The organism is Stenotrophomonas sp. YJH_SMC_105-26 (assembly GCF_059368915.1).
The window spans coordinates 37,128-61,809 of the sequence record NZ_JCAFSD010000002.1 but is presented as its reverse complement, the minus strand read 5'-3'; the positions used below and the strand labels follow the sequence as shown (position 1 = coordinate 61,809).

The 24,682-nt window shown below is 64.8% G+C and carries 29 protein-coding genes and 1 tRNA gene; 17 read left to right on the top strand and 13 right to left on the bottom strand.

The genetic code is table 11. The features are described from left to right. The first annotated feature begins 6 nt into the window (after positions 1–6). Positions 7–1,140, top strand: a complete 1,134-nt coding sequence (locus AC5P7F_RS07175; protein WP_164077246.1) for an MFS transporter — start codon at positions 7–9, stop codon at positions 1,138–1,140. Between the two features lie 9 nt (positions 1,141–1,149). Here the strand turns inward: AC5P7F_RS07175 and AC5P7F_RS07170 are convergent, their stop codons facing one another. From AC5P7F_RS07170 to AC5P7F_RS07160, 3 genes are all read right to left on the bottom strand, one after another. Next, a complete protein-coding gene (locus tag AC5P7F_RS07170) occupies positions 1,150–2,655 on the bottom strand; it encodes a PepSY domain-containing protein (RefSeq protein ID WP_164077247.1) in 1,506 nt (501 codons plus the stop codon). 11 nt (positions 2,656–2,666) lie between these two features. Next, complete coding sequence (locus tag AC5P7F_RS07165; protein ID WP_164077248.1) at positions 2,667–4,805, bottom strand: TonB-dependent siderophore receptor; 2,139 nt, start codon at positions 4,803–4,805, stop codon at positions 2,667–2,669. Between the two features lie 129 nt (positions 4,806–4,934). Beyond that, positions 4,935–5,330 (bottom strand): DUF2946 family protein, encoded by a 396-nt coding sequence (locus AC5P7F_RS07160; RefSeq protein WP_164077255.1) that lies wholly within the window; start codon positions 5,328–5,330, stop codon positions 4,935–4,937. 241 nt (positions 5,331–5,571) lie between these two features. Here AC5P7F_RS07160 and AC5P7F_RS07155 point away from each other — a divergent pair, with 241 nt between their 5' ends. Together AC5P7F_RS07155 and AC5P7F_RS07150 are read left to right on the top strand one after the other, a co-directional pair. Continuing rightward, entirely contained in the window at positions 5,572–6,150 is a 579-nt protein-coding gene (locus AC5P7F_RS07155) for a hypothetical protein (RefSeq protein ID WP_032958533.1), read from the top strand. Between the two features lie 32 nt (positions 6,151–6,182). Further along, the gene (locus tag AC5P7F_RS07150) at positions 6,183–7,280 is read left to right on the top strand and encodes an XVIPCD domain-containing protein (protein ID WP_014646196.1); all 1,098 of its coding nucleotides are present in this window, start codon (positions 6,183–6,185) and stop codon (positions 7,278–7,280) included. Between the two features lie 34 nt (positions 7,281–7,314). Here AC5P7F_RS07150 and AC5P7F_RS07145 read toward each other — a convergent pair whose 3' ends face one another. Next, positions 7,315–7,695, bottom strand: coding sequence for a tautomerase family protein (locus tag AC5P7F_RS07145; RefSeq protein WP_014646195.1), 381 nt, complete (start codon positions 7,693–7,695; stop codon positions 7,315–7,317). Positions 7,696–8,260: 565 nt separating this feature from the next. Between AC5P7F_RS07145 and AC5P7F_RS07140 the strand changes: the two genes are divergently transcribed. The 3 genes from AC5P7F_RS07140 (at position 8,261) to AC5P7F_RS07130 (ending at position 11,882) form a co-directional block, all read left to right on the top strand. Next, the gene (locus AC5P7F_RS07140) at positions 8,261–8,689 is read left to right on the top strand and encodes a hypothetical protein (protein ID WP_014646194.1); all 429 of its coding nucleotides are present in this window, start codon (positions 8,261–8,263) and stop codon (positions 8,687–8,689) included. A gap of 199 nt (positions 8,690–8,888) precedes the next feature. Next, positions 8,889–9,935, top strand: a complete 1,047-nt coding sequence (locus AC5P7F_RS07135; protein WP_080052965.1) for an RHS repeat-associated core domain-containing protein — start codon at positions 8,889–8,891, stop codon at positions 9,933–9,935. A gap of 762 nt (positions 9,936–10,697) precedes the next feature. Then, positions 10,698–11,882, top strand: a complete 1,185-nt coding sequence (locus AC5P7F_RS07130; protein ID WP_197641261.1) for a site-specific integrase — start codon at positions 10,698–10,700, stop codon at positions 11,880–11,882. A gap of 143 nt (positions 11,883–12,025) precedes the next feature. On the opposite strand, the gene AC5P7F_RS07125 is transcribed toward AC5P7F_RS07130, so the two are convergent. After that, positions 12,026–12,631: a hypothetical protein gene (locus AC5P7F_RS07125; protein WP_197641262.1), complete on the bottom strand. Its 606-nt coding sequence runs from the start codon at positions 12,629–12,631 to the stop codon at positions 12,026–12,028. 81 nt (positions 12,632–12,712) lie between these two features. On the opposite strand from AC5P7F_RS07125, the gene AC5P7F_RS07120 reads away from it, so the two are divergent. From AC5P7F_RS07120 to AC5P7F_RS07075, 10 genes are all read left to right on the top strand, one after another. After that, entirely contained in the window at positions 12,713–12,937 is a 225-nt protein-coding gene (locus AC5P7F_RS07120) for a MerR family transcriptional regulator (protein ID WP_197641263.1), read from the top strand. A 78-nt stretch (positions 12,938–13,015) separates the two neighbouring features. After that, on the top strand, positions 13,016–13,375 hold the full coding sequence (locus AC5P7F_RS07115) for a S24 family peptidase (RefSeq protein ID WP_197641264.1): 360 nt from the start codon (positions 13,016–13,018) through the stop codon (positions 13,373–13,375). After that, entirely contained in the window at positions 13,372–13,662 is a 291-nt protein-coding gene (locus AC5P7F_RS07110) for a hypothetical protein (protein ID WP_197641265.1), read from the top strand. The genes AC5P7F_RS07115 and AC5P7F_RS07110 overlap by 4 nt, the downstream gene beginning before the upstream one ends. Further along, positions 13,659–13,895, top strand: coding sequence for a hypothetical protein (locus AC5P7F_RS07105; protein ID WP_197641266.1), 237 nt, complete (start codon positions 13,659–13,661; stop codon positions 13,893–13,895). Before AC5P7F_RS07110 ends, AC5P7F_RS07105 begins: the two co-directional genes overlap by 4 nt. Then, positions 13,888–14,226 (top strand): hypothetical protein, encoded by a 339-nt coding sequence (locus tag AC5P7F_RS07100; RefSeq protein WP_197641267.1) that lies wholly within the window; start codon positions 13,888–13,890, stop codon positions 14,224–14,226. The genes AC5P7F_RS07105 and AC5P7F_RS07100 overlap by 8 nt, the downstream gene beginning before the upstream one ends. Then, on the top strand, positions 14,219–14,734 hold the full coding sequence (locus AC5P7F_RS07095; RefSeq protein ID WP_197641268.1) for a hypothetical protein: 516 nt from the start codon (positions 14,219–14,221) through the stop codon (positions 14,732–14,734). Before AC5P7F_RS07100 ends, AC5P7F_RS07095 begins: the two co-directional genes overlap by 8 nt. 466 nt (positions 14,735–15,200) lie before the next feature. Beyond that, positions 15,201–15,503, top strand: coding sequence for a hypothetical protein (locus tag AC5P7F_RS07090; protein WP_197641269.1), 303 nt, complete (start codon positions 15,201–15,203; stop codon positions 15,501–15,503). A 91-nt stretch (positions 15,504–15,594) separates the two neighbouring features. Beyond that, on the top strand, positions 15,595–16,860 hold the full coding sequence (locus AC5P7F_RS07085) for a phage major capsid protein (RefSeq protein ID WP_197641270.1): 1,266 nt from the start codon (positions 15,595–15,597) through the stop codon (positions 16,858–16,860). Positions 16,861–17,183: 323 nt separating this feature from the next. Next, positions 17,184–17,519: a hypothetical protein gene (locus AC5P7F_RS07080; protein WP_197641271.1), complete on the top strand. Its 336-nt coding sequence runs from the start codon at positions 17,184–17,186 to the stop codon at positions 17,517–17,519. A gap of 2 nt (positions 17,520–17,521) precedes the next feature. Further along, positions 17,522–18,139, top strand: coding sequence for a tail assembly protein (locus AC5P7F_RS07075; RefSeq protein WP_197641272.1), 618 nt, complete (start codon positions 17,522–17,524; stop codon positions 18,137–18,139). A gap of 201 nt (positions 18,140–18,340) precedes the next feature. Here AC5P7F_RS07075 and AC5P7F_RS07070 read toward each other — a convergent pair whose 3' ends face one another. Continuing rightward, positions 18,341–19,081 (bottom strand): DUF3800 domain-containing protein, encoded by a 741-nt coding sequence (locus AC5P7F_RS07070; protein WP_478425133.1) that lies wholly within the window; start codon positions 19,079–19,081, stop codon positions 18,341–18,343. Positions 19,082–19,178: 97 nt separating this feature from the next. Between AC5P7F_RS07070 and AC5P7F_RS07065 the strand changes: the two genes are divergently transcribed. Next, the gene (locus AC5P7F_RS07065; RefSeq protein WP_262243379.1) at positions 19,179–19,505 is read left to right on the top strand and encodes a hypothetical protein; all 327 of its coding nucleotides are present in this window, start codon (positions 19,179–19,181) and stop codon (positions 19,503–19,505) included. 53 nt (positions 19,506–19,558) lie between these two features. Here the strand turns inward: AC5P7F_RS07065 and AC5P7F_RS07060 are convergent, their stop codons facing one another. The 7 genes from AC5P7F_RS07060 to AC5P7F_RS07030 form a co-directional block, all read right to left on the bottom strand. Continuing rightward, entirely contained in the window at positions 19,559–19,723 is a 165-nt protein-coding gene (locus AC5P7F_RS07060) for a YodC family protein (RefSeq protein ID WP_197641275.1), read from the bottom strand. A gap of 174 nt (positions 19,724–19,897) precedes the next feature. Next, a tRNA-Val gene (locus AC5P7F_RS07055) sits at positions 19,898–19,972 on the bottom strand. Between the two features lie 116 nt (positions 19,973–20,088). Further along, positions 20,089–20,442, bottom strand: a complete 354-nt coding sequence (locus AC5P7F_RS07050) for a PilZ domain-containing protein (RefSeq protein ID WP_005412452.1) — start codon at positions 20,440–20,442, stop codon at positions 20,089–20,091. After that, positions 20,439–21,395 (bottom strand): DNA polymerase III subunit delta', encoded by a 957-nt coding sequence (locus AC5P7F_RS07045; RefSeq protein WP_046429215.1) that lies wholly within the window; start codon positions 21,393–21,395, stop codon positions 20,439–20,441. The genes AC5P7F_RS07050 and AC5P7F_RS07045 overlap by 4 nt, the downstream gene beginning before the upstream one ends. Then, positions 21,392–22,057: a dTMP kinase gene (gene tmk / locus AC5P7F_RS07040; RefSeq protein ID WP_049441019.1), complete on the bottom strand. Its 666-nt coding sequence runs from the start codon at positions 22,055–22,057 to the stop codon at positions 21,392–21,394. Before tmk ends, AC5P7F_RS07045 begins: the two co-directional genes overlap by 4 nt. Next, positions 22,054–23,115 (bottom strand): endolytic transglycosylase MltG, encoded by a 1,062-nt coding sequence (mltG, locus tag AC5P7F_RS07035; protein WP_046429210.1) that lies wholly within the window; start codon positions 23,113–23,115, stop codon positions 22,054–22,056. The genes tmk and mltG overlap by 4 nt, the downstream gene beginning before the upstream one ends. Before the next feature lie 192 nt (positions 23,116–23,307). Beyond that, positions 23,308–24,672 (bottom strand): aminodeoxychorismate synthase component I, encoded by a 1,365-nt coding sequence (locus AC5P7F_RS07030; protein ID WP_164077249.1) that lies wholly within the window; start codon positions 24,670–24,672, stop codon positions 23,308–23,310. Between the last annotated feature and the right edge of the window lie 10 nt (positions 24,673–24,682).

Genomic DNA, 24,682 nt, shown 5'->3' with positions numbered 1-24,682 from the left:
CCGCTCATGTCCGTTGCCAACCGCGCGCGTGCCGAACAGCACGCGACCCGCGCTGCGTTCTTCATTCCCGGCTTCGCCACCGCGCTGTGGGCCACCCTGGTGCCGTTCGCAAAGGCACGCACCGGGATCAACGACGCCACGCTGGGGCTGGTGCTGCTCTGCCTCGGTGCCGGTTCGCTGCTGGCGATGCCGTTGTCCGGCGTGCTGGCCGCGCGCCTCGGTTGCCGGCGGGTGATGGTGGCCAGCAGCCTGCTGATCTGCCTGACCGTGCCCGGCCTGGCGCTGGCCGGTTCGGCCTGGACACTCGGGCTGGTCCTGTTCGTGTTCGGCGCCGCCGTGGGGGCAATGGACTGCACGATGAACGTACAGGCCGTCATCGTCGAGCGCGAAGCACGGCGCGTGATGATGTCCGGCTTCCATGCGTTCTTCAGCATCGGCGGCTTCCTCGGCGCGGCCACCATGACCGTGCTGCTGTCTGCTCACCTGCCTCCCTCGGCGTCCGTGCTGACCGGCGTTGGCGCCATGCTGCTGGTGATGCTGCTGTCGGCGTCGTACTGGCACAGCGAACGCATGCCGCACGACACACCGATGCTGGCCCTGCCACACGGCATCGTGCTGTTCATCGGCGTGCTGGCATTCGTCGCCTTCCTCGGCGAAGGTGCGATGCTCGACTGGAGCGCGGTGTTTCTCAGCGACGTGCGCCGCGTCGATGCCGGCCTCGCCGGCATCGGCTATGTGACCTTCACCCTGACCATGACCGTCGCACGCCTGTTCGGTGATGCACTGGTGGCACGCGTGGGCCGCCAGCGCGCGATCGTGTTCGGCGCGTTGCTTGCCGCCGCGGGCGTGCTGGTGCTGACCCTGGTCACGCCGTGGCAGGCGTCGCTGATCGGCTATGTGCTGGTCGGCCTCGGCTGCGCCAACATCGCACCGGCGCTGTTCTCGCTGGCTGGCCACCAGACCCGCATGCCCGGCGCGCTGGCCATCACCGCCGTTTCCACGCTGGGCTTTGCCGGCATCCTTGCTGGCCCGGCACTGATCGGTTTTGCCGCCAACCACTTCGGCCTGATCGCTGCATTCATCGGCGTGGCCACGGCCTTGTTGCTGGTGGCGATGTCCACGCGTTGGCTGCGGGTGTAGCCCAGGGCATCAGCGCCGCCTGCGCCGCAGCTTCATCCGCAATCGCCGATAGCCGATCACTGTCGCCGTGGCACACAACGCGGTGCCGGCAGCGCTCAGCAGCAGCAACACCACCAACCGGGCACCTTCCTGGCGCAGCATCGCCGGCAGGTCCCAGCTATGCAGGAAGTAGAACAGCCAGCGCCCCACCCGCTCACGATGCCCCATCGTCAGCAACGGATCGCCGGTCGCCAGATCGAGATAGACGCGTGTCGCCTCGGCATCACCGAAATCCACCACTGCCACCGGGAAGCGACGTACCGCTGCACCATTCATGGCCTCGGGCGCACGCGGGTAGAAGTACGCATCCGCTGCATGCTGCACCACGAAACCCTGCATGGGTGTAGCGGACAGCGCACGTGCCCTCTGCTGCAACCACGCGGTCGGCAGCCACCGTGCGACATGCAGGTGCCCATTGCCGCCGGACACGATGCGCGTATCACCCTGCCCGTCCAGCAACACCGCGAACAGCTCACCACCGATCCGTCGCCACTGGATCTCCACCGGCTGGAAGCGCGCAGCTTCGGCCATCGCCAGAAGCTTCGCAGGATCACCCAGCGCACCATCCACCGCCACCGCGCCGCCACGGTAGTGCTCAACATCGATCGCTTCACCCGTACTGCTGAAGACACCCAATGGGTTCATCGACATCAGCCCGCTGAAAATCCAGGTGAACACGAAGGCCGCAGCACACAATCCGATCAGATGGTGCCAGCGCATCCACGACTCCACGTACGGCGTCTTCGCACCGGAACGATAGTGCCCACGGAAACGCCAGCGCCATACGCCCACCACGATGCCGCTGATCGCCGCCACCGTGCACAGTGCGGACAGCACGATCACCACCCACGTCCACACCGGGTCGACCGACTGCATGCGCAGGAAGTACAGCCAGTGCAGCCAGGCGCCCACATAGTTCCAGCGCTGCTGCACATGCGGGGCGTCCAGCACCACTTCACCGGTACGCGAGGACACATACAGGTCGCCCGGCTGCGCGCCGCCCACCTCCACCCGATACAGCGGCCGATGCGCGTCCAGTGCACGCGAATGCGTCCAACGATCCTCATTCACGCGCATCGCACCCACGAAGGCCTGGCCGCCCGCGAACTGCGCAGCGGATGCTTCGGCGCGCTGTGCCGACACCGGCAGCAGCGCCTGGCCGGTCACGGCAGACCAGGCGCCCACATTGCTGCCACTGCGCACCACATAGGCAGGCGCTCCACGCAGTGTGGTCAACGCCACAGCCTCCGGCTCGGCCTGCACAGCCGCAGGCAGTGTCGACAGCCCCTGCAGGTCGCGGGCATCACCCAGCAACGGCAACGCCGCCAGCCGCTCGCCGGGTGTCAGCTTCGGGTAACCAATGAACAGCATCACCATGCCGCTGACGAACCACAGCAGCATCAGCAGGCATCCGCCGATGCCCAGCCAGCGATGCACCAGGTAGGTCCAGCGCTTGGCGGTGGAACGCATCGTCATCGCCAGCGCCCTCAGAAGCGATGGTCGACGGTGAATTCGACGCGCCGGTCCGCACCCAGCAACCACTGCGTACTGGTGTAGTACGCGGTGGCGTAGTACCCCTTGTCGAACACGTTGAACAATCGCGCGGACAGCCGCGTGTGCGGTGCCGCCTGCCAGGTCAGGGCGAGGTCGGTGGTGCTGTAACCGGGCAACTCCAGCGTGTTGGCATTATCGGCGTAGCGCTTGCCGACATAGCGAACGCCACCCGCCGCGCTCCAGTCCGGCGCGAACTGCCAGCTCAACCACATACTGGCCAGGCGCTCGGCCACGTTCGGCGGCACGTTGCCGTCGCGCGACACCAACACCGCCGGCGAACCCGTGGTTTCCAGGAAGTCCTCGAATTCGGCCTTCAGCACCGTCGCGTTGGCATCGAGCGACCAGCGCGGCGCGAAGTTCCAGTTCAACGACGCTTCAATACCGCGCGAGGTCTGCGCGCCCACCTGCACCCGGCGATCCGGCACCAGCGGATCGCGGCTGAGCAGCCCGGTCTTGCGGATGCGATACGCCGCCAGCGTCCACTCGCCACCGTCGAAGGCCTGCTTCAGGCCAACCTCGATCTGCCGGCCCTTGGCCAGGTCAAAGGCGCCGTTGGCCGGGCTGATCATCAGCAGGCCACTGACCGGGTCCGCCGCCTGCGAATACTGCGCATACAGGCTCAGCGTCGGCTGCAGCGCGAGTACCGTACCCGCACGCCAGCCTGTGCTGCTGTAGGTCTTCGAGAACGCATTCTGGCCACTGATCAGATCGGTGCGATCGATGCGCGCGCGGTCGTGGCGCAGGCCACCCAGCACCGACCAGCGCTCGCTCAGCGCCAGCCGGTCTTCCACGAACAGCGCGTACTGCTCGGCAAGGTTGCGGTAGCGCGGCAGGTTCGGCGCGTCGCTGGCGAACTGGCCCGGGACAGGATCGAACGGATCGACCGGGCCCGAGCTGCCGGCATAGGTGTTGTTGGTGTGCTTGAAGTGCGCGCGGTTGGCATCCAGGCCCACCGCGAAGCTGTTCGCCCAACCGCCCACATTGCCCAGCACGCGCAGCGTCGAGGTCAGTCCGGTCTGGTCCTGGTTGTGGGTGATCTCGGTATTGCCCGAGCGATCAATCAGGCCGGTAGCGCGGTTGTAGACATAGGCCTCGGCATTGCGCCAATCGCGCTGGCTGTCGATCTGATAAACCCGCGTGCGCCATTCAACGTTCGCGTTCGGCGTCCACAGTGCATCGAGCTGGGTCCAGCGGTCGCGGAAGCGGATCTCGCTGTCGTCCACGTTGTAGTTGCGGTGGCGCAGCGCCTCCAGCTGGCGGCCCTCGACCAGCGGCGTGCCGAAGTAGCGCATCGGTTGCTGGTAGCCCTGCGCATGGGTGAGCGTCAGCTGCAGATCCGCACGTGGCTGCCACAGCAACGCACCGGAGAAAGTCGCGTCGCTGTTGCGTCCACGATCAACCCAGCCACCGCTGTAGTTGCCGCTCACATCCAGCCGGTAGGCCAGCTCGGGCGTCAGCGCGCCACCACTGCCGAAGCCCAGCCGCGCGGTGTCCTCGCTGCCCACGGTCACGCTGATCTCGTTCTCGATCGCCCCACGCGTGGGCTTCTTCGGCACGATGTTGATCACGCCGCCGATCGCCCCGTCGCCATGGATCACCGAGGCCGGGCCGCGCAGCACTTCGATGCGCTCGATCGACCAGGTATCGAACGGGAACGTGATGCCCACGCCGCCGTACTGGCGCAGCCCATCGTACAGCCGCATCACCGAGGCACCGTCGGTGAAGCCGCGGCTGGACAGCGCACTCAGGCCATTGCCCGGATGCGGCATGGCACTGATCGCACCCGCCCGGCTGATCGCATCGTTGAGGTTGCTGTCGCCGCGCTGCTCCAGCTGCTCGCGCGAAATTACCGTCAGGCTGGCCGGTGTCTGCAACACGCTCAGGCCCAACGCAGAGCCCGCGCTGGCGGTGGACGACAGTTCACCGCTGCGGGTATCGACCACCCGCACCGTATCCAGCGTGGTCGGTGGGGCCGCGTCAGCGGCAAGTACGTGGGCGGTGTGCAGGAGCAACGCGCACAGTACAGGCAGCGTCGCCCGGCGCAGACGCGCGGGGTTGGGGTTCGTTTTCATTTTTTCACGGCATGCAAGGCCACCCCGCAATGGCAGGGCAGCAATCAAAAAGGGACAGACACGCGCGTGCGGGCACCGGCCGTGGCCGGCAACCTCATGGAAGAACGTTCAATACAGCGCGCGTGCGGCTCAGGCGGCCATCAAGGCCGGCGGCCCACGCGCGCCCAACGTGCCGCTGATCTGTCGCGGCAACGCCCGCACCGCGCCGCGCAGTGCGCGGCACACCGGTGCCATCGGCGCCAACAGCAGCACGGCCGCCACCAGCAGGGTGATCAGCCGTGCAGCGATCAGGCAGTAATCGCAGTCCACACCCATCTCATGATCGGCATGTGGATCGGCGGGCGGCTTCTTCGTGGCCCCGCCGTGCGGCATGGCCATTGCGTGATGGTCGTGGTGCCCTTCCATCGCGTGCAGCGCGTGCTCTGCGTGCATTGCGTGGTCCATGGCCGCCACCGGCGCAGCGGCAGCCACGTGACCATGCGCCAGCCAGCGGCTCACCAGCGGGGCGAGCAGCACCAGCAGCATGGCAAGCCATGCCAGGGCCTGGAACCGGCGGTGGAGAACAGAATGGCGCACGCCGCCATTCTACGGGGCCATAGCCAACCTTGGACCCCGTTCAGGGTTTGGCCCCTGCGACACGGTGACGCAGGGGCTCGCCTCCAGCGGCGACATGTGAATGCACCGCACCGCGGTCCCTACGCTTGCAGGCCCCGCCTCGCCAACGTTAGGGTTCAGATGGCCACGGCAAGGAGCCAGAGGGATCCGCATGACCACTCGCATCACACACCGGCTGCGCATCAGCCTGCTCGGCCTGACCGCGTTGCTTGCCGCCTGTGCCGACAAGGGGCCGCCCCCACCGCCAGAGCCGCTGGAACTCTCACAGCCCATCGCCGTGGACACGCCGGGCCAGCAGGTGCAGTTCGAGTTCGAAACCACGGCGCGCAATTTTGCCAGCTACCGCACTTATGCGGTGGAACTGGAACTGCAGCGGCGAAGTCCAGCTACAACGGGCACGCCCGATATAGCAAGTATCAACATCCCATTCGAAGTATCCCTGCAGCGTCGGGAAGGTACTACCTGGCAGGAGATTGCAACACAGGACAGCTATCAGGCACGCGCGCGCAACGGTGTTGAGCCGCTCCCCTCGTGGCACCACTCTGAGAGCTGGCGCTATGCCTCGCTCGCATCAGGCAGCGACGGCAGCTACCTCCTGAACGTGACAGCGCTGCCGCTGGAGCTCGACAGCAGATACCGGCTGCAGATTCAAACGGTCCATGCCATATCAGGACTGCAAGACTATTCGGCAAGGCTAGTCGTGCACGCCTCGCGTCCTGCAGGGAAGTGACACCATTCATTCGAAGGAACGAAGGAGTTTCCATGAACAAGCCCCGCTACAGCCTGGACATTGTCATTGCCGCACCCGGCACCCCACTGCTCGATCCCGATTCGGGAAAGCAGCAGCTGACGCCCGATGGCACTCCTGATACTTCCGGGCCTGGCCACATGTTCTACGTTCTGCACGCTCCAGGTAAAGCGGCGCAGAGTTTCGGCTTCGCACCCGTCGAGCATGGCAGCATGAATGGTCCCGGGCGCATCGTCAGAGACGACGTGAAAGTCTATAAGGACCCCGCCCATGTCCGTACCATCGAAATCACCGAAGCCCAGTACAACAAGCTCAAGGCGTTCGGCGACGATCCAGTGGCGCACGGCTTCAGCAAGCACTACGCCGACGTGCGTCACAACTGCGTGGACTTCACCTGGGACGCATTGAATCATGCCGGCATCCAGCGCAAGCACAGCCTGGACGTGAACAGCATCGGCGGCCCCGTCGGCCAATTGCTGCCAGACGTCCGCATTCCGCTGGGCGTCCAGTCACAGGGCAAGGACGGTTATCGCCCCCTGCGCAACATCCATGGCGTGGACAGCATTGAACCGCCCTTCCCCAACAGCGAACTCAACCGCACCACCACCCATCCCCTGCCCGAGCGCAGCTTGAAGCAGCGTCTGCTCAGCGAAACCGATGGTATTGATGGCCCCTTGGGCGAGCGTCTGGCTGCGGACGCGCGCGCACCGGGGCACAGCCTTCATGCCTTGGACCAGAAAGTGCGTACCGCACTCGCCCAGGCCAGCGAACAGCAGGGACTGCCCCCCGGACAGGAGCACGAACGACTGGCCGGCCATCTGACCCACGCGGCGGTGCAGGCCGGCTTCAGCGAAAAGGACACGCTGCAGGTGGCATTCAGTTCAAACAGCACCGCCGAGGCACCCGGCTACGTATTCCTGCATCGCAGCGGCGACACCGCCTCGCCGGACCCTGCCGCCAATCGCCAGCGCCTGTCCCTGCTCGATACGCAGCAGGGCGACGCGGACACGCTGTATCAGCAGGTCAACGTGCAGCAGCAATCCCGCGACGCAAGCCGGCTGGCGCAGGACGAGCAACAGGCACAACAGCAGGCGTCGCCGCGCATGGCCTGACCAAACCGCGTGAGGCGCAGGCACCGTTCCCGCATCAACTCACGTACTGCGCCTGCCCATTGCCAAACGACCAGTTCTCCTTCTTCACCTCCACCAGGTTGATGAACACATCCTCGCGGCGGATACCCACCGCCGCATGCAGGCCATCGGCAATGCCCAGGTACAACGCCTTCTTCTGCTCCAGCGTGCGCCCTTCGTTCCAGGTGATCTGGATGCAGATGAAGTCGTCGGTGCGATCCACGCCCAGGTAGCCGGGGTCGTGGATCAGCGTGCCGGGCGCGTGTTCCTGGAAGATCTGGAAGCGATCATTTTCCGGCACCCCCACCGCGCGCATGGCCTGGTAGATGGTTTCGCCGACGCGTTGCAGGTAGTCGGCGGATTTACCTTTGCGAAGATCGATGCGGGCGAGCGGCATGGTGGCACTCCAGAGTGGATGGGCACGGCAACGGGCTGAGACTACGCCTGCCCGGGGCGGCGGGACAGCGCAGGGATGGAACCCTCTGGCTCCATGCGTGGCATGGTCCCGCCTCGCCGCGCAGGGTGACGCGATTGCCGTGGCGGCGCCGCTCTGGAGTCGTCTCGTGCACGGTCGGCAGGGGCGGCGATGTGCGCCATCAGTGATGGGCCGCACTACTCGCAGGTGTCCGACGGCACACATCGGAAAACGTCTGGCCTGCCTAGGGCCAGTTGAGAACTTTCCTTACAGACTGATGTGATGGCCCGGCTTGAAGATCGCCGCGCCGAGGCAAGACGCCTTGGCCGGGATTGGCGTCTCGAATAAACGAACAGGCTTCAAGGACTGCGAGAGAAATCGCAGTTGAGAGAATGCACCGACTGCCCTCAATGGCGGGCGGTGCGTGGGGATCGCAAGATCCGCCAGGCGTTCTTCTCCCTTGAAGCTTGTTTGCCTTGGCACGCCAACCCGCACCGTCCGCCACCTTCACTCCAGAAGGTGGCCCTACGCCAGTGAGGGTTTCGCCATGACCAACCGAACCGCCATCCATCCCCGCCTGCACGCGCTTATCGGCGACGTCGCAGCCGACGTGCCCGAAGACCTTGCGCGTGAGATCGAATGCGCTCTAGCGGAGCGACTGCTGCCGCCTTCGCGCCCAACGTTCCTTTCCTGCCTCGATGCCATCCGCGCCGGTGATGACCAAGCCGGGCGCGCATGTACCCCGCAGACACTCAGCGCCACAGGCTTCGGCTCGCTCGACCGCTCGCTGGCCGCTTTGAATGCCGTACTGGATCTACTGCATGCCGCCGAACGTGCGCGCCTGGATGGCGATCCGCAGGATCAACTCGGTGACTTCCATCGGGACGGATTGATCGTTGCCGCACGCCAGATCGCGCGCGCTGCACAGGATGGGCTAGGCCATGCCATGGGATTCGCGGCAGGAAGACCTGGCTGATGCACGCGCAGCAAAGATGGCCCATTGCTGGAGGCCCTTTTTGTTCTGCAACATGGTAGGTGGCACAGGGATGGACGCGGCTCTTCTACCCAGCGAAGGCGGCCATTGCGGTATATGATCCACTCGGATCGGTGCACGAACGCCACGGTCATACTGCCTAGTCAAGTCATCTTGGACAGCGCTTTCGGGGAAAGAAAGGATGCATACATTCAAAAGGAACGCGGGCGATGAATCCGCCTGCGCATCAAGGGTTGGAGTTCGTCTCCGAACACTGGTTGCAGCAAGTACTTGGCTACACATTGCGCTGCCAATTGGGCTTGGCCTGCCTCCATCCGCGAACGCTGAAGGTCCGGAGACGGTTACCTACATTCATACCGACGCCCTTGGCTCCCTTGTTGCTGAGAGCGACGCCAACGGCAACGTGATAAAGCGTTATGACTACGAGCCCTATGGGACCCTGGTAGGAGGACAGGTCACCGACGGACCCGGATACACAGGGCATGTGAGCGACTCGACTACGGGCTTGAGCTACATGCAACAGCGATACATGGATCCGGAGCTGGGAGTCTTCCTCTCAGTGGACCCGGTCTCAGCGTATGACCAGCCTGTAGGCCAGTTCAATCGCTATCGGTATGCCAACGGGAATCCGTACAAATTCACTGATCCAGATGGGCGAAATCCAGCCCTGCCATTCATCTATGGCGCGATAGCGGGGGGCCTGTCCAATATTGCCATCCAGAAGCTGATGAATCCGGATAAACCAATCGATCAGACGCAGGCATTGATAGCAGCAGGGGTGGGTTCGGTCTCAGGCGGCGTGGGCGGTATCGCTGTCGCAGCCGTGGAGTCTGGAGTGATTTCTGTCGGCCGAGCCGTTGCCATTCAAGCAGCGGCGAATTTCGTCACTGGCGGCGCCGGTGCCGCCGCAGAGAGCGCCCTCAAGGGAGAGCCGATTTCCGCTGGTGGAGTGCTCACGGCAGCGACCGGAGGCGCTGTTGGTGGTCTGGCAGGTTCCGGTGTTGCAGCTGCAGCAGGCGACTTCGCGGGACCAGCCGCCAAAGGCGCTCTGAATAGGCTGAGCAGCTCCGCATCTCCCGGCGCCCCGAACATCGCCTCCACCACCGCATCAACAGGAGTCGCAATTCCTCGTCAGTCGATCACACAAGCGGGAGCATCACAGCTAGGGCAGAGCACCGCCGGAGCCGCCGTAGATGCGGCACAAAAGACGATGGAGAAGAAGAAGTGAATCCAGTACTACGTGGCTTTCTCGCATACCAAGCCGGGGGCATTCTCGTTCTTGGCGCCCTCTACTTCATTGCGATTCAATCAGGAAATCCGCATCCCTTTCGCGCATCATTCAGATTGTGGGCGGCGTATGCAGTTTTCTTTGCTGCCATATCTGCATTTGAGCTAGTAAAGCGACGACGGTATCGCAATCGGCGATGATCGGCCTCTGAAGTCGGGCTGCGCTCAACAATCGAATGAGAATCGAAAAGCGCTGAACCTAAAATCGGTCATCCAGACGTCCTCGAACTTCGACCATCGACTTGCAAGGACACGGATAGTGGAGTTCACGAAGGGTTTCGAGTACGAAAGCGTACAGGTGATAGTGGAGCGGGTAATCGAACGCAGAGACCTGCTTGACTATGTACGCACAAGCCTTTTCGCTAGGGAAAAAGTCAAAGCGGGCCAGGGTAAGCTAGTAGAGTCCCATATCCATCTGACGGCGAGTCACCGGTTACTTGGAGCCGACACGACCTCCATGCACTTACTCTGCGCATACGAAAAAGCCGGCTGAAAGCCGGCTTCTTCATAACACCTGAAAAGTCAGGTCTACTATTTGGTGGGCGGTACAGGGATCGAACCTGTGACCCTTGCCGTGTGAAGGATGGCATAGGCCCTTGCGGCACAAGGCGATCACCTAAAACCCCTTGATTTACCGTGTCATTGCGTCCCGATGGATTTGGCCGCACACTGCTTTTTGCAGGAGATTTGCAGGAGCAAGGTGATGCCGAAGGTGACGAGAGAGGCGCTGACACTGAAAACCGTAGACGCGGCGAAGGCCACAGGCAGGGCCTACCGCCTGCGTGACGCGACGGTTCCTGGCCTAGTGCTGCGCGTGTCCGCTGCGGGCGCCAAGTCGTGGGCGATGGTGTGGGGCCGTGGCCAGGAGAAGGCGTTCGCCAACTACCCCGCAACGACGCTGGAAGGAGCCCGCGAGGCCGCCCGCCGCCTCTCCGCCGAGATCGATAAGCATGGCGCCCCGCTGGCCGTGGTGACGCCCAAGAGCGAACTCACCGTGGCCGATGCCTGCCGCGACTACGTGACCGCTCTGGAGAAGGATGGGCGCAAGACCGCGTCGGATGACGCCAAGCGCCGGTTCGAGCGCTGCCTCTATGGCGACAAGCTGGGCAAGGTGCGCCTCAAGGATCTCCACCAGGATCACATCGAGGCCTGGCGCGATCGCGTGGAGAAAGGCGACCTCCCGCCGCTGCCAGTGAAGCGCGGCCGGCCACCGGTGGCGAAGCCCTTGGCGCGGTCCAGCATCAACCGCATCCGCACGACACTGGTGGCCGCCCTGAACCACGCCGTGGCCCGCCGCAAGGTATCCCCCGATCTTGCATTCGAGTGGAATGCGGTGAAGCCTCTCAAGGACGCCGGGCAGCGCCGGGGCCTGTACCTGGAGCGGGAGCAGCGCCGAGCGCTGCTGGAGGCCGCTGAGGGGCCGGTGCGCGACCTGATCGAGTGCGTGGCACTGACGGGCTGCAGGCCGGGAGACCCGTCGCTGTGCCTGCGCTCGGACTATGACGGCCGCACCGCCAGCGTGAGGTTCCGCAGCAAGGACCACGACCGCAAGATACCGCTTTCGTCCGCTGCCACTGCGCTGTTCGACCGCCTGGCCAAGGGCAAGCTACCCAAGGCGCACTTGTTCACCCAGGACGGGAAGAAGGTGTGGACGCCCACCGACTGGAGCGAGCTTGTTCGGGATGCCGCAGCGCGCGCTGGGCTACCTGCCGGCGTGACGCTCTACACGCTGCGCCACTGCTGGATCACCGACGCCATCGTGGGCGGCATGGACCTGCTGACGGTGGCGAAGCTTGCCGGCACGTCGCTGGCGATGATCGAGAAGCACTACGGCCACCTGGTGCAGGGCGCAGCGCGTGACAAGCTGGCGCAGGTGCAGTTTCTCTGAGTACCGCGATTTGAAATCGCAGATGGTCTAAATCACGCCAATCAGAGTGTTTTTACAGAGCGCAATTTTGCGCTTTGCTTGGAAATCAGCCACTTGCCTGCAAACCTCAATTTTGAGGTTTGCGGGTTACATGCGGATCGAACCTAGTCGCCCGCTGCCATAGCAGCGATTTGGTCGTAAACCGACCTCGCAGCTTCTTCCTCCGAGTCCCCCTTCTGCGCTCCTTCAGAAGCAGCTGCATAGAGTTGCTCGAGCAAATCGGGACGCGCCAGAGAACTCATGACCGCCATCATCGTTGCTGTCGCACGCTCGTCCTCGCCGCCGGCGGCTGACTCATTCGCAATGCGAAGTAGCTTCGCGTAGAACCTGAGGAAATAACGCTCGCTGGGTGTCTGGAGCGCATCTGGCATGAAGAACGCCCGCCCCGAGGGGCTGGCCAGCAGCATAGCGGCCACTTCCTCTGCGTCTTCTGGCTCCTTCTCCACCAGCGGATTCCCATTTGATAGGTGATCCCGCATCACGCCGACCACACCGTCCAACAGCTTTGTGGCAGGTGCTCCCTCTACTTGATAGCTGCGCAGTTGCTGCTCAATCAGGTACTCCGCTGCCTGGCTCAGTGACGTGCGGCGGTCTCGCGCCACCACTTCTAAGCCAAACAGCAGGCCCGGCCTAAGCGTCAGGTTGATGCGCTGCAGCTTTTCACCCGGCGCGCGCGGCGGACGCCCACCCTTGTTCTTGGTCGTTGACATGGCCTATCCCGGTGTGTCTAACTACATTCAGTGGGTTTGTGAGCATTAAACCCACTGAACCCATTCATCTAGAGCCCAACTATGTCACAGGATGCAACGAAACCCAAACTCGCCTACCCCATCGAAGAGGCGTTCGAGCAGATAGGGGTGTCGCGGACCAGGGGATATCAGCTCATCAACAGCGGGCATCTCCGCACGTACAAGGACGGCAAGCGGCGCCTGTGCAGCCACTCGGCGCTGGTGGAATGCCAGCAGGCCATGGAGAAGGCATCTCAAGGGGGAAAGCCGGATGCCCCTCGCCCCTGAAATGAAAACGGCCCACCCGGTTGCAGCCGGAGTGAGCCGTGAAAGCCACGTCCGAACCGACCAAGGAACGAACTGACCATGACGCCCATCGTACACCAACCACCCGTGCTCGCAATCGGGCAAACCCCTGACGCGCATTCAGACTTTTCCGACACCGCGCGCTGGGCCACCGTCGCACTGATCGACAGCCAGAACGCACCTAGCTACCTCCCCGGCGACGTGCTGGTGATCGACCTGACGGTAAAGCAGTACCGCGGTGATGCCCTGTATGCCGTTGAGATCGACGGCGAGGCGCTGATTCGCTACGTGCAGGCGCGCCCTGCCGGCCTGTACGTCTACGCGCTGTCGGGCATCTACGAGGGCCACACAATCCAGCGCGCTGCACTGCGGGTGCTGGGCCTTGTCACCTACGCCAGCAAGCTGCGGAGGGTCGGATGAGCCGCCGATTCGAAGTGATCCCTATTGCCTGCGACTGCTGCGGCAAGCCACTGCTGCCGGTGTTCGGCACGTTCCATAGGGTGGAGCGGGAGTTCGGCTGGGCCTCCCTCCCCTACGTGTTGTGCGGCGACTGCGCCCTGCAGCACCGGGGCAACCCGACCGAGGCGCGTGTGCATGAGTGGATCCAGCGCCGCGCAGATCGTGCTGGTGCTGATTGGGGCCGCAGTGTCGGTCAGCTGTTGCAGAGTGCCGCTCGCGTGGTGGCCGCACGGGAGCGCATGCGATGAGTCGTGACCTATTCCACTCGCTGAGGCGCGCCCGCTTCGACCTGCAGGACATGCCGGGTGCTGGTGAGGCGACAGATGCCGCGGTGCGCATCGTGCGCCAGTACCGCGACGCTGTGACCGTTGATGTGATCTACCGCTCGCAGGTGGGCCCCTGCATTCCGTTCACACCGCTGCCTAAGCAGTACCAGGGCAAGAAGGTGCGGATCGTTATCGAGGATGAAGGCAATGAATGAAGCCAAGTTCAACCACCGGCAAGGCGTTCGCTTTTACTCCTGGGAGACGGCGCACCCTGCATACCGCCTCCTCGATCCGACTGCCCGCGCGCTGCTGATCGAACTGCGCGCGCTGGAATCGCTCACCGGAAGCGCCCTGGTATCCCTCAGCGTCAGAGACGCTCGCAAGCGCCTGAACGTCACTCAGCGCCCCGTGGAGCGGGCATTCAGAGCGCTGCTGCTGCATGGATGGATCGAAGAGACGAAGACGGAGCCAGGGCAACGGCGCGTCGTGCTTCTCAAGAGTCCGGTGAACGCCTCTATAGAAACCGTAGGGGAGGCAGATGAGTGAGCGAGAAGCCCGCAAAGAGGCCAAGCGGCGCGCGCGGGCGACGGGGCGCAGCAGCAGCGTCTATGTCCCGGTGGCGCCTCACGTCCGCCTGTATTCCTGGGAAATGGCTTCGCCGGCTTACCAGACGATGGACATTTGCGCCCGGCAACTGCTCATCGAGCTACGCGCTCTGTATCGCCCCGTGTCTGGCAATGAGGTGTTCCTCAGCATCCGCGAGGCGCGGCGGCGCTTGGGCGGTATCGGCCAAGCCAAGGTGCAGTCGGCCTTCGCAGCCTTGGAGGAACGCGGCTGGATCGAGGAAGTGAAACCAGGCGGATTCAATCAGAAGACTGGGACCGGAAGGGCGCGCTCCTTCCGGCTCACCAACATAGGGCCAGATGGCAGCGATGCGGACGGGAAGAGGACCTACATGCGCTGGCGGCCCTGCGATGAAGAGGCACAGAAAAACACGGTACTCGTGGCGAGTACGCCAAGTGCCAAAAACGAGTACGGTCATGGGCAAGCGTAACGTTTATTTAACCAAACCATACTCAAGGCAAGTTCGGTCGAGCCTCATTTCCGGGGAAATCCGTACTCAAGGCGAGTGCACAGATAACTACTACCAGGCGGTGTGTTGTTTCGCGCACACCGCGCCCCTGCCGTTAACGCTCCGAGCGTTACCTGCACTGCACGGGGTGCACCACCTGCACCCCATGCGCCCGCTGCACCCGCTGCACCCGATGCACCCGATGCACCCGATGCACCCGATGCACCCGATGCGCCAGGTTCCAAAGGGTCGCATTTCAAATCACACCCTTTCTGCACCGATGCACCACGTTCACCAGTGCAGCAGGTTCACCACCACCGTACGCGACCAGCCGGGACCGCATGGAACGGAGGGGCGGTCGAAAGTCTGAGGCATCTCGGACGTAGACCGACCGTCCCCCTTTCTTCGCGCATCCACAGTTGGCCGGACGACCCCAAAGGAGGGACCATTGAAGCCGAATAGCCTACGGGCACAAGGCCTGAACGCACTCATTGCCACGATGGATGGGCGCGCAGATTCGACTGCAGCGCTGCTACGTCAGCAGGCAGAGAGTCACGGAATGTGGATCAGTGCTGATGGGCGCATTGGCGAGGCAGACTTGGCCGCGCTGATCGGCATCGCTCCTGGAACGCTGGCGAACAAGCGCAGGGAAGGCACGGCACCGGAGAGCTACGCACTCGGCGGCGGCAAGCACAAAATCACCTATCGCCTGATCGATGCCGCGCGCTGGCTTGAGGCGCACAGGAAGTAAATCGGGCAACGCAACTCCACGCAACCCCACGATAACTGATGGTTGCGGCTGAGCATGAAATGGACACTGGACTCCTACACAGGAGCCCAGCATGACCAAGCCAACCAAGATCGCACGCGGCATTCAGGCCGTACGCGCAGAGGGCGAGCCGACCGACGTGGCCGGCATCGTCGCCAAGCTCAATGAGGCCTTTGCCCAGTTCAAGGCCAAGCACACAGCCGACGTGGCCGCCGTGCGCCAGCAGGTGGACGAGAACACCACCGCACTGGCAGCGTGGCAGATGAACGGCGGCGGCCCGACTGACGCGCCCTCGGCGGACCTGGACGGCGGCGGCATCAAGGTGCTGCGCACTCCCGCAGAATTCCGGGCGTACTACGCCAGTCGCCGCGACGACGCTGACAAGCCGCGCGCTGCCGAAACCACGTTGACCGACTTCATGCGCGGCGTTGCCGGCATGAGCAGCACCGAGGCCGTGATGGCTTCGCTCGCCGTCGGCACCGACAGCGCAGGCGGCTACGCAGTCCCGGACGTGGTGATGCCGGGCATCCTGTCCGCGCTGGTCCCGGCGTCCTCGCTGCTGCAGGCGGGCGCGGGCATCGTGCCGATGGACTACGGCGCCAAGTCGGTTTCCACCGCAGCGATCGACACCCTGCCCACCGCCACCTGGCGCAATGAACTGGGCAACATCGGCGAGAGCGAGCCGACCCTGCGCTCTGTCCAGTCCACCCCGCGCAGCCTGGCGTGCATCGTGCGCGTGTCGCGTGAGCTGCTGGCCGATGGCTCTGACGTGGATCGCGCGCTGCGCCAGGTGATCGCACAGGCGTTTGCCAAGGAGCTGGACCGCGTTGGCCTGCTGGGTTCGGGCGCGGCGCCGGAGCCGCGTGGCCTGCGCAACACCACGGGCATCAACACCGTATCGCTGGGCGCCAATGGCGCAGCCCTGGACAGCTACCGCCCGTTGCTTAAGGCATACGGCTCGATCATCGACGTGAACGCACCGGCCCCGACTGCCGCGATCATGGCCACCCGCACGCTGATGGACTTCGAGGGCCTGACCGACACCACCGGCCAGCCTCTGCAGCGCCCGCGCCTGATCGATGACATGTCGTTCGTGCCGACCAGCCAGATCCCGGTTGATGGCGACCTGGGCACCGCCACCGACGCTAGCGAAATCTTCGTGGGCAACTTCAGCGGCCTGTACTTCCTGATGCGTGAGGCGCTGTCCATCCAGCTGCTGCGCGAGGCGTACGCCAAGACGGGCGAGATCGGCTTCCTGTGCCACGTCCGCGCTGATGTGGTCATCAACTACCCGCAGCAGTTCACCGTGATCACCGGCGTGCGGCCGGCTGCGGACTGAGCGCGGGATGGCCTGTTTGGTCACAGGCCTGGACCAGCCGGCGGTGTCCGCAACAACACCGGCAGGACGCGGTGGAACTCTTAGCCCACTGAGCGTCCCGAGCAGGCCCGGCAACGGGCCTTCTTCGTTCACGGCACTGCGTACGGAGGGGGAGTCGAAAGTATGGATCGGATCGGAACCTAGACCGGCTGTCCCCGCACGCGCGGAAAAAAATCCCTCCCAGAAACGCAATTCAGCAAATGGCGTAATCAGCAAATGGCCGGAATCCGTTGCAGCGCAAGGCTTTTGGCCGCAGCCTCGCCCCAACCATCGAGAAATGATCCATGACTGCCGTCGATCTGATACACCGGGCAGACACCCACCATCAGGCTAAGCCCATGTCCACATCGCCCATTTCCCCTGCACTCCTGGCTGCCGCCGCTTCCTTCGGGGAAGCAAGTCAGCCCCTGCGCAACTTGTTGGTCAACCACTTGGTGGAGACCAGTCCCGAGGCTGTCGAACGGATGGCCGAAGCCTCGCTCGCGGGCCACCGCCTGATGCTCGCGACCGACGCCGACACGCCGGATCCCCAAGTGCGCCTGCTCGTGGTCGATTCAGAGCAGCGCGTCACGCAGATCGCCGCAATCGGCCTATTTCCCCCATCCGACCTGAGGAACTGACGATGACCGAGCGTCTACGCACAATCCGCCTGTACGGCCGCCTCGGCGCCCGGTTCGGGCGCAAGTTCCAGCTGGCAGTGAACAGTCCCGCCGAGGCCATCTTCGCGCTCAGCATCCTGCTTCCCGGCTTTCGGCAGTTCCTGACCGGCTGCAAGGACCAGGGCATCGAGTTTGCGGTGTTCATTGGCAAGCAGAACCTGTCCAAGGAACAGCTGAAGGACCCACCAGGTGCGGACGATATCCGCATCGCGCCAGTGCTGGTCGGCTCCAAGCGCGGCGGCGTGCTGCAGACCATCGTCGGCGTGGCCCTGATCGTGGTGGCAGGGATCGCCGGCGGCCCGGGCGCAGCCGCTGGCGTTGCCAAGTTCTGGGGTGCCGTTGGCGCGGCCGGCTGGAGCCTGGCCATCGGCGGTGTGGCGCAAATGCTATCGCCCCAGCCGCGCGGGCTGGGAGCGAAGGAGAGCGCCGAGAACGCGCCGAATTACAGCATGAACGGGCCCGTGAACGTGCAGGCCCAGGGCAACCCCGTGCCCGTCGCCTACGGTGGCCACGACACGAAGGGGATGGTGGTGGGGTCGGTGGTGATCAGCGGCGGCATCTACGCAGAGGACCAGCAGTGATAACGGTCGCCTAGGCCGCCGAGCTAGGTTGGCCGCGGCTATGTGCGGCAGGTAACGCTCCCAGCAATGCTGAACGCGGCCCGTTTGCATTGGAGGCAGGACATGCCACACTCGCCCAGAGGCCCAGCCGATCGAATCCCTCGGAGATCCGAGTGCCACGGACGTGGATACGGGAAACCGTTAGATCGCTCGGCCTTTTTTTTATGTGCGACGCTCACCCATCCGAAGCGTCCAGATGCCCATATGCGGCGACCAATTGTTGGCGATCTGCAACGACTCCAAATTGGCCCGCCTGGCAACATGCTCTGCCACAGCGCGCTTGTGCGGAGATGCAGTTGGCACCAAATGCATACGGTTCTGATGGAAGCCAACAGCACCAGTCAGAAGGTCGGACAGCTGAAGTAGTCGGCAGGTGCGTGAGTCTCTGTAAATCACGGTGCGAACGTGAGGAGATCGATCAGCGAGGTCTCGCCTTAGCGCGTTGTTCAACACTGCCCGGAGATCTTCCAGGTCGTATCTGAGCGTCGTGCGCTGATCTAGAACGACGTGCACGTCTTCATCAGGCAACGCGTACTGAGCGATGCGCTTTACAAGAAGGGTATACAAACACTTATAGAAGCAAACGTCTCTATCACCGCCGTGATACCCCCGGACGTCCAGCTGATGCTGATCGATCACCATCGACTGAAACCAACGGCCGGCCGCAAGTTCCTGATCAGTGGTTCCATCAAAATACTGATCAGCGATGGCGAGCTCGCGCGCTCGCTTTGCCCTGGTGATACCGCTCCACTTCACTTCATCTGACAGGCCGCTAGCCGCGACCGTAGCTTCAATAGCCGCGCGCAGATCACCGATCTGCTGCCCGCAAAGAAACAGCGCTCCATGGATGAGGTAACGGTTCCTACCATCCGCGCAGCTTTCGTCTACGTACACAGCTAGCATTGCCAGACCCAAACTGAGGTTGGCCGGATGATAGTACTGCCGGAGTAACGTCGGCCATAGACAAGCCTGTGGATATCTTTCCCGCCACGAGGCGCCCATGGGAGCGAGCCCGAGACTACGTCAACGCGATCGCCAGGTGACGGGCCTGATCGACCGGATGAAGGTGGGCGACCTGGACAAGGGTGGCGTCGGCATGGGCGAGCTGGCCGACACCATCGAGGCGTTGTCGGATAACTTCGCGCGCGCTGTGTTCGACCTGGTGATGGACAACAAGGCGCAGGCCGCGACCACGGCGGCGATGCAGCAGAGCAATGCTCTGCTCGCGCAGGTGGTGGATCGGTTGGACCGAATGGAGGCCGTCACGACGCAGGGCGTACGTACCACCAGCAGCAGTGCTCTAAGGGCTGCGCTCGATGCTCGATGAAATCAGTTCGTAGCGTCCCCGCCGCGGCGTGCCGGGCGGGGACAATCGCCTTTTTACGATTCGGCGTGCACAAGAAGAGCCAATGCAAAGCTCCGAACCTGAGGCTCATACTTCGTATCGAACCACTCGCACCGTGCCTCACCGCTATTGATCCATGCAATGGTCATGGGGAGGCCGCCACTCTTCAGCTTTACAACGTCACCAGCTTTGAAATCCATGTCTAATCCCTGTTCTGGTTGATGCCCAAGCGGGCTGTAGGAACTTGGAGCCAGACAGATGCAAAAGCAAGATGGCGAGCGCAGTCCAGAGCGCAATCTTGCGCTTTGTAGGAGCGGTGCAGGAGAACAAAAAACCGGCTTTCGCCGGTTTTCTTGTAACACACTGATTTTAAATGGTGGGCGGTACAGGGATCGAACCTGTGACCCTTGCCGTGTGAAGGCAATGCTCTACCGCTGAGCTAACCGCCCGGTGTGTTGCTGAGCCGCTCATTATAGGGGCTTTTCAGAGGCCGTCAACAGTTTTTCACAGTCGTGTTCACGGCGCTTCGGGGCACGCAGCCGGGCATGGCCCGGCGCTACCGGAATCACATCGTATGGGTCGGTTTGTCCGAACCGGTCAGCCCGGCCAGCAGGGTCTCGATCTTGTGGCGCACGCCCTCCCCTTCGGCACCGTCGGCCAGCTGCACCCCGATGCCGGCGGTGCGGTTGCCCTGCGCGCCGGCCGGGGTCACCCAGATCACCTTGCCGGCCACCGGCAGGCGCTCGCTGGAATCGGGCAGCGTCAGCAGCAGGAACACCTCGTCGCCCAGGAAGTAGCGCTTGGGCGTGGGCACGAAGATGCCGCCATTCTTCACGAACGGCATGTACGCGCTGTACAGCGCGGCTTTGTCCTTCACAGCCAGGGACAGGATGCCCTGGCGGGCGTTGCTGGCACTCATCGATTTCCCCTTGCGGCAGGCCGCTCGTTCACCTTGTTCCAGGCCAGCAGCAACTCGACCACCGCAAGGTCTGCACGCACCGTGGTGCGCAGCAGGTCGCGGGTGCGGTTGGCCGCATCGAACCAGGCTGCAAGCTTGTGCAATCGCTCCGGCGTGGTCAAGGCATCGGTACTGGCCTGGGCCAGCGCCAGATCGGCAGCGAAGCGCAGGCGCAGCGCCGCGTTGTCATCACCGCACCACTTCTGCGCCAGCTCCACCGCGCCGGTCTTGCCGGCGGCCAGCTGTTCCAGATCTCGACCAACTTCGCGGCGCAGGCTCAGGCCGTCTTCGCGCAGCCAGTTGTCGGCCTGGCCGGGATGGCCGCGGGCGGCCTCCAGCGCTTCGCGCGCCGATGCTTCACTGTGGCCCAGCTGCTGCAGCCAGGCCAGTGCTTCGTGCTGCGGCGGCAGCTTGAATTCCAGTCGCTGGCAACGGCTGCGGATGGTCTGCGGCAGGCGTGCCGGGTCGCTGCTGATCAGCCAAAGGTAGCGGCCGGGCTGCGGCTCCTCCAGCGTCTTCAGCAGCGCGTTGGCGGCCGAACGGTTGATCGCATCGGCCGGATCGACGATCACCACCTGCGCCACGCCGTACTGCGGGGTCAGCGCCAGCTTGTCGGTGATCTCGCGCACCTGCTCGATGACGATCTCGGTACGCAGCTTGTCGCCGCTCTTGTTCGGAATGAAGCTGACCAGCTGCAGGTCCGGATGGGTGCCGGCGGCGATCAGCTGGCGCGTACGCGTGGCGTGCGTTGCATCACCCTGCGCCAGCACGTGGTCGGCCAGCGCCAGCGCCACCTCGCGCTTGCCCAGCCCGGCCGGGCCGCAGATCAGCAGGCCATGACCGAGGCGACCGGCGTCGAGCGCAGCCACGGTCTGGTCGAACGCGCGCTGCTGCCACGGCGAAAACGTGCTCATGCGCCCTCCCCGTCCTGCAGCCAACGCTCGACACGTGCGACCACATCGGCGGCCACGCGTTCCTGCACCTGGCCGGCGTCGATCAGCGCGAAGCGCTGCGGGTCCTGCTGTGCGCGGCTGCGGAACACGGCGCGCACGCGCTGGAAGAAATCGTCCTGCTCGCTCTCGATGCGGTCCGGCCACAGGTCACGGCCGTTGGCGCGTGCGCGGCCGACGGCCACGTCCACATCCAGCAGCAGGGTCAGCCCTGGCAGCAGGCCGACCGCGCGGCGCTCCAGGTCGGCAATCCACTGCGGGTCAAGCCCGCGGCCACCGCCTTGGTAGGCGTAGCTGGAATCGGTGAAGCGGTCGCTCAGCACGTAGGCACCGCGCTGCAGCGCCGGCCGGATCACCTGGCGCACATGCTGGGCGCGTGCGGCGAACACCAGCAGCAGCTCGGCTTCGGCGCTGAGCGGTTCGGCAGCGATCTCGGCATCGGGCTTCAGCACCAGGCCGCGGATGCGCTCGGCCAGCGGCGTACCGCCCGGCTCGCGGGTCAGTACCACCTCGTGGCCGTGGCGGCGCAGGCAGTCACGGATGGCATTGATGGCGGTGGTCTTGCCTGCGCCCTCGCCGCCTTCCAGGCTGACGAAACGCGGGTGGCGAAGCAGCGCGGGACTCATTGCGCCGGGGTCTCCTGGGTACGTTGCTGGCGCAGCTGCTGCAGGTAGCGGGCTACGGCGGCGTTGTGCTGGTCCAGGCTGGGCGAGAACACGTGCGCGCCGCTGCCGTCGCCCACGGCGACGAAGTACAGCGCATCACCGGCGGCCGGCTGCGCCGCGGCCATCAGCGCGTCGCGACTGGGCATGGCGATCGGGGTCGGGGTCAGGCCCGCACGGGTATAGGTGTTGTACGGCGTATCGGTGGTCAGGTCGCGGCGGCGGATGTTGCCGTCATACGCGGCACCGATGCCGTAGATCACGGTCGGGTCGGTCTGCAGGCGCATGCCGATCTTCAGGCGGCGCATGAACACGCCGGCGATCTGCGGGCGCTCGCTGGCCAGCGCGGTTTCCTTCTCGATGATCGACGCCAGCGTCAGCAGTTCGTAGGGCGTGTTGATCGGCAGGTCCGGCGCGCGGCTTTCCCAGGCTTCGTCCAGCGCCTTTTCCATTGCGGCGTGGGCGCGCTTGAGCACGTCCAGATCACTGTCGCCGCGCTGGTAAACGTAGGTCTCCGGCAGAAAGCGGCCTTCCGGGTGCTGGCCACCGAAGCCGAGGCGCTGCATCAACGCGGCGTCATCCAGGTTGTCGGTGGTGTGCAGCAGCGGCTCGGCGCGCTTGAGTGCGGCACGCAGCTGGCGGATGTTCCAGCCCTCGACAATCGTGACGCGGTGCTGCAGCACCTTGCCGGCGCGCATGCGAAGCAGCAGCTCGCGCGGGGTCAGCTCACCACTGAGCGCGTACTCGCCCACCTTCAGCTTGCCGGCCGCATCGAGCTGGCGCGCCAGCAGTTGCCACTGGGTGTCCTGGCCCTCGTCCACGCCGGCATCGCGCAGCTTGCGCAGCACGCTGTTCATGCCATCGCCGCTGGCGATGACCACGCTCTCGGCGGTCGGGGTGATCGGGGCGTCGGCGAACCGGGTCTGCTGGTAGAAGAACCACGCGCCCGCGCCGGCCACGACGGCAGCCAGCACCACCACCAGCGTTACCACGAACAGACACCCGCGCTTGGCTCCCGCCATGGACTACCTCTGAACTCGATTCCGTCGTGCAGGATACCGTGCCGGTGGATTGGGGTCATGACCGGGGTGGCGCCTGCATGCCGGCCAACGGTCGATCAGTAGATCCACGCCATGCGTGGATGAACGCCCGGCGGCATGACTGCGGGGGTCAGAGCCCTCGCGCGGTGCGCAAGGGATCCGACCCCGACCGGATCAGCCCTGCTGGCCGAGCGCGCGCAGCAGGCCGCGGGCCTTGGCGCGGGTCTCGTCCAGTTCCTTGTCCGGGTCCGAATCGACCACGATGCCGGCGCCGGTGCGGAAGCTGACCTGGTGGCCATCCACTTCGGCGGTGCGGATCAGGATGTTCAGGTCCAGGTCGCCATCGCGGTTCAGCCAGCCGAACGCGCCGGTGTAGGCGCCGCGCGGCACCTGCTCCAGCTCGCTGATGATCTGCATGCAGCGCACCTTGGGGCAGCCGGTGATGGTGCCACCGGGGAACGTGGCGGCGATCACCTCGCCGGGGGTGACCTCCGGGCGCAGGTGGCCGCTGACGTTGCTGACGATGTGGTGCACGTGCGCGTAGCTCTCCACGGTCATCAGCTCGTCGACCACCACGGTACCGGGCATGCAGATGCGGCCCAGGTCGTTGCGCTCCAGGTCGATCAGCATCACGTGCTCGGCGCGCTCCTTGGGGTGGCCGACCAGCTCCTGGATGCGTGCGGCATCATCGTCCCCCTCGAAGCGCGGACGCGTGCCGGCAATCGGACGGGTCTGCGCGTGGCCGGCATGCACCGACACCAGCCGCTCCGGCGAGGAACTGACCACATGGCGGCCGTGCGCGCTGAACAGGCCGGCGAACGGTGCCGGGTTGGCGCGGCGCAGCTGCGCGTACAGCGCCTGCGGGCTGACCGGCGCAGCGAACTGCGCGCTCCAGCGCCGCGACAGGTTCACCTGGAACACGTCGCCGGCACGCAGGTACTCGATCACCCGGCGCACGCCGTCGGTGAAGCGCTGCGGCGCATCCTCGCCCACCGCCTGCGGCGGCTGCCAGCCCTGCCCGGCCTCGGGCAGCGCGGCCGAGGCCAGTGCCACCAGCGCATCCAGCAACGCCTGCTCGCCGGCCTCGGCGATGACGAAGCTGGCGCCGTTGTGATGGTCATGCAGCACCGCGGCCGGGCAGCGCAGCGCCAGCGCGGTCGGGCGGCCGTCCTCGCGCGCACGCGCCGGCAGCACCGGTTCGATCTGGCTGGCCACTTCGTAGTCCAGCATCAGCGCCCAGCCGCCGCGGAACGGCAGGCTGTGGCTGCCGTCATGCAGCAGGCGTTCGCGCTGCCAGGCACGGTCCAGCACCTGCAGGAAGCTGCCGGCGTGCACCGCGTCGTGCTGGTCGCGCACCTGGCCATCGGCATCCAGCCGCAGGCAGTCGCCCTGCGTGGCCAGCAGCAGGCTCCAGCGGCCCTGCGCGGTGCCCGAGGCAGTGGATTCCATCAGCAGCGGGAAGCGCGCCGGGTCATGCTGCTGCAGGGCCAGCAGATCGATCGGGTGCGGCAGCGGGTGGATCAGCGGTGCGTGGGTCATGGCGGCCAGT

Bases quoted from the DNA above. Each gene is read 5' to 3' on its own strand.
- AC5P7F_RS07175 (WP_164077246.1), top strand. From the start codon at position 7: ATGTCCGTTGCCAACCGCGCGCGTGCCGAACAGCACGCGACCCGCGCT.
- AC5P7F_RS07170 (WP_164077247.1), bottom strand. From the start codon at position 2,655: ATGACGATGCGTTCCACCGCCAAGCGCTGGACCTACCTGGTGCATCGC.
- AC5P7F_RS07165 (WP_164077248.1), bottom strand. From the start codon at position 4,805: ATGAAAACGAACCCCAACCCCGCGCGTCTGCGCCGGGCGACGCTGCCT.
- AC5P7F_RS07160 (WP_164077255.1), bottom strand. From the start codon at position 5,330: ATGCTGCTGGTGCTGCTCGCCCCGCTGGTGAGCCGCTGGCTGGCGCAT.
- AC5P7F_RS07155 (WP_032958533.1), top strand. From the start codon at position 5,572: ATGACCACTCGCATCACACACCGGCTGCGCATCAGCCTGCTCGGCCTG.
- AC5P7F_RS07150 (WP_014646196.1), top strand. From the start codon at position 6,183: ATGAACAAGCCCCGCTACAGCCTGGACATTGTCATTGCCGCACCCGGC.
- AC5P7F_RS07145 (WP_014646195.1), bottom strand. From the start codon at position 7,695: ATGCCGCTCGCCCGCATCGATCTTCGCAAAGGTAAATCCGCCGACTAC.
- AC5P7F_RS07140 (WP_014646194.1), top strand. From the start codon at position 8,261: ATGACCAACCGAACCGCCATCCATCCCCGCCTGCACGCGCTTATCGGC.
- AC5P7F_RS07135 (WP_080052965.1), top strand. From the start codon at position 8,889: ATGCATACATTCAAAAGGAACGCGGGCGATGAATCCGCCTGCGCATCA.
- AC5P7F_RS07130 (WP_197641261.1), top strand. From the start codon at position 10,698: ATGCCGAAGGTGACGAGAGAGGCGCTGACACTGAAAACCGTAGACGCG.
- AC5P7F_RS07125 (WP_197641262.1), bottom strand. From the start codon at position 12,631: ATGTCAACGACCAAGAACAAGGGTGGGCGTCCGCCGCGCGCGCCGGGT.
- AC5P7F_RS07120 (WP_197641263.1), top strand. From the start codon at position 12,713: ATGTCACAGGATGCAACGAAACCCAAACTCGCCTACCCCATCGAAGAG.
- AC5P7F_RS07115 (WP_197641264.1), top strand. From the start codon at position 13,016: ATGACGCCCATCGTACACCAACCACCCGTGCTCGCAATCGGGCAAACC.
- AC5P7F_RS07110 (WP_197641265.1), top strand. From the start codon at position 13,372: ATGAGCCGCCGATTCGAAGTGATCCCTATTGCCTGCGACTGCTGCGGC.
- AC5P7F_RS07105 (WP_197641266.1), top strand. From the start codon at position 13,659: ATGAGTCGTGACCTATTCCACTCGCTGAGGCGCGCCCGCTTCGACCTG.
- AC5P7F_RS07100 (WP_197641267.1), top strand. From the start codon at position 13,888: ATGAATGAAGCCAAGTTCAACCACCGGCAAGGCGTTCGCTTTTACTCC.
- AC5P7F_RS07095 (WP_197641268.1), top strand. From the start codon at position 14,219: ATGAGTGAGCGAGAAGCCCGCAAAGAGGCCAAGCGGCGCGCGCGGGCG.
- AC5P7F_RS07085 (WP_197641270.1), top strand. From the start codon at position 15,595: ATGACCAAGCCAACCAAGATCGCACGCGGCATTCAGGCCGTACGCGCA.
- AC5P7F_RS07080 (WP_197641271.1), top strand. From the start codon at position 17,184: ATGACTGCCGTCGATCTGATACACCGGGCAGACACCCACCATCAGGCT.
- AC5P7F_RS07075 (WP_197641272.1), top strand. From the start codon at position 17,522: ATGACCGAGCGTCTACGCACAATCCGCCTGTACGGCCGCCTCGGCGCC.
- AC5P7F_RS07070 (WP_478425133.1), bottom strand. From the start codon at position 19,081: ATGCTAGCTGTGTACGTAGACGAAAGCTGCGCGGATGGTAGGAACCGT.
- AC5P7F_RS07065 (WP_262243379.1), top strand. From the start codon at position 19,179: ATGGGAGCGAGCCCGAGACTACGTCAACGCGATCGCCAGGTGACGGGC.
- AC5P7F_RS07060 (WP_197641275.1), bottom strand. From the start codon at position 19,723: ATGGATTTCAAAGCTGGTGACGTTGTAAAGCTGAAGAGTGGCGGCCTC.
- AC5P7F_RS07050 (WP_005412452.1), bottom strand. From the start codon at position 20,442: ATGAGTGCCAGCAACGCCCGCCAGGGCATCCTGTCCCTGGCTGTGAAG.
- AC5P7F_RS07045 (WP_046429215.1), bottom strand. From the start codon at position 21,395: ATGAGCACGTTTTCGCCGTGGCAGCAGCGCGCGTTCGACCAGACCGTG.
- tmk (WP_049441019.1), bottom strand. From the start codon at position 22,057: ATGAGTCCCGCGCTGCTTCGCCACCCGCGTTTCGTCAGCCTGGAAGGC.
- mltG (WP_046429210.1), bottom strand. From the start codon at position 23,115: ATGGCGGGAGCCAAGCGCGGGTGTCTGTTCGTGGTAACGCTGGTGGTG.
- AC5P7F_RS07030 (WP_164077249.1), bottom strand. From the start codon at position 24,672: ATGACCCACGCACCGCTGATCCACCCGCTGCCGCACCCGATCGATCTG.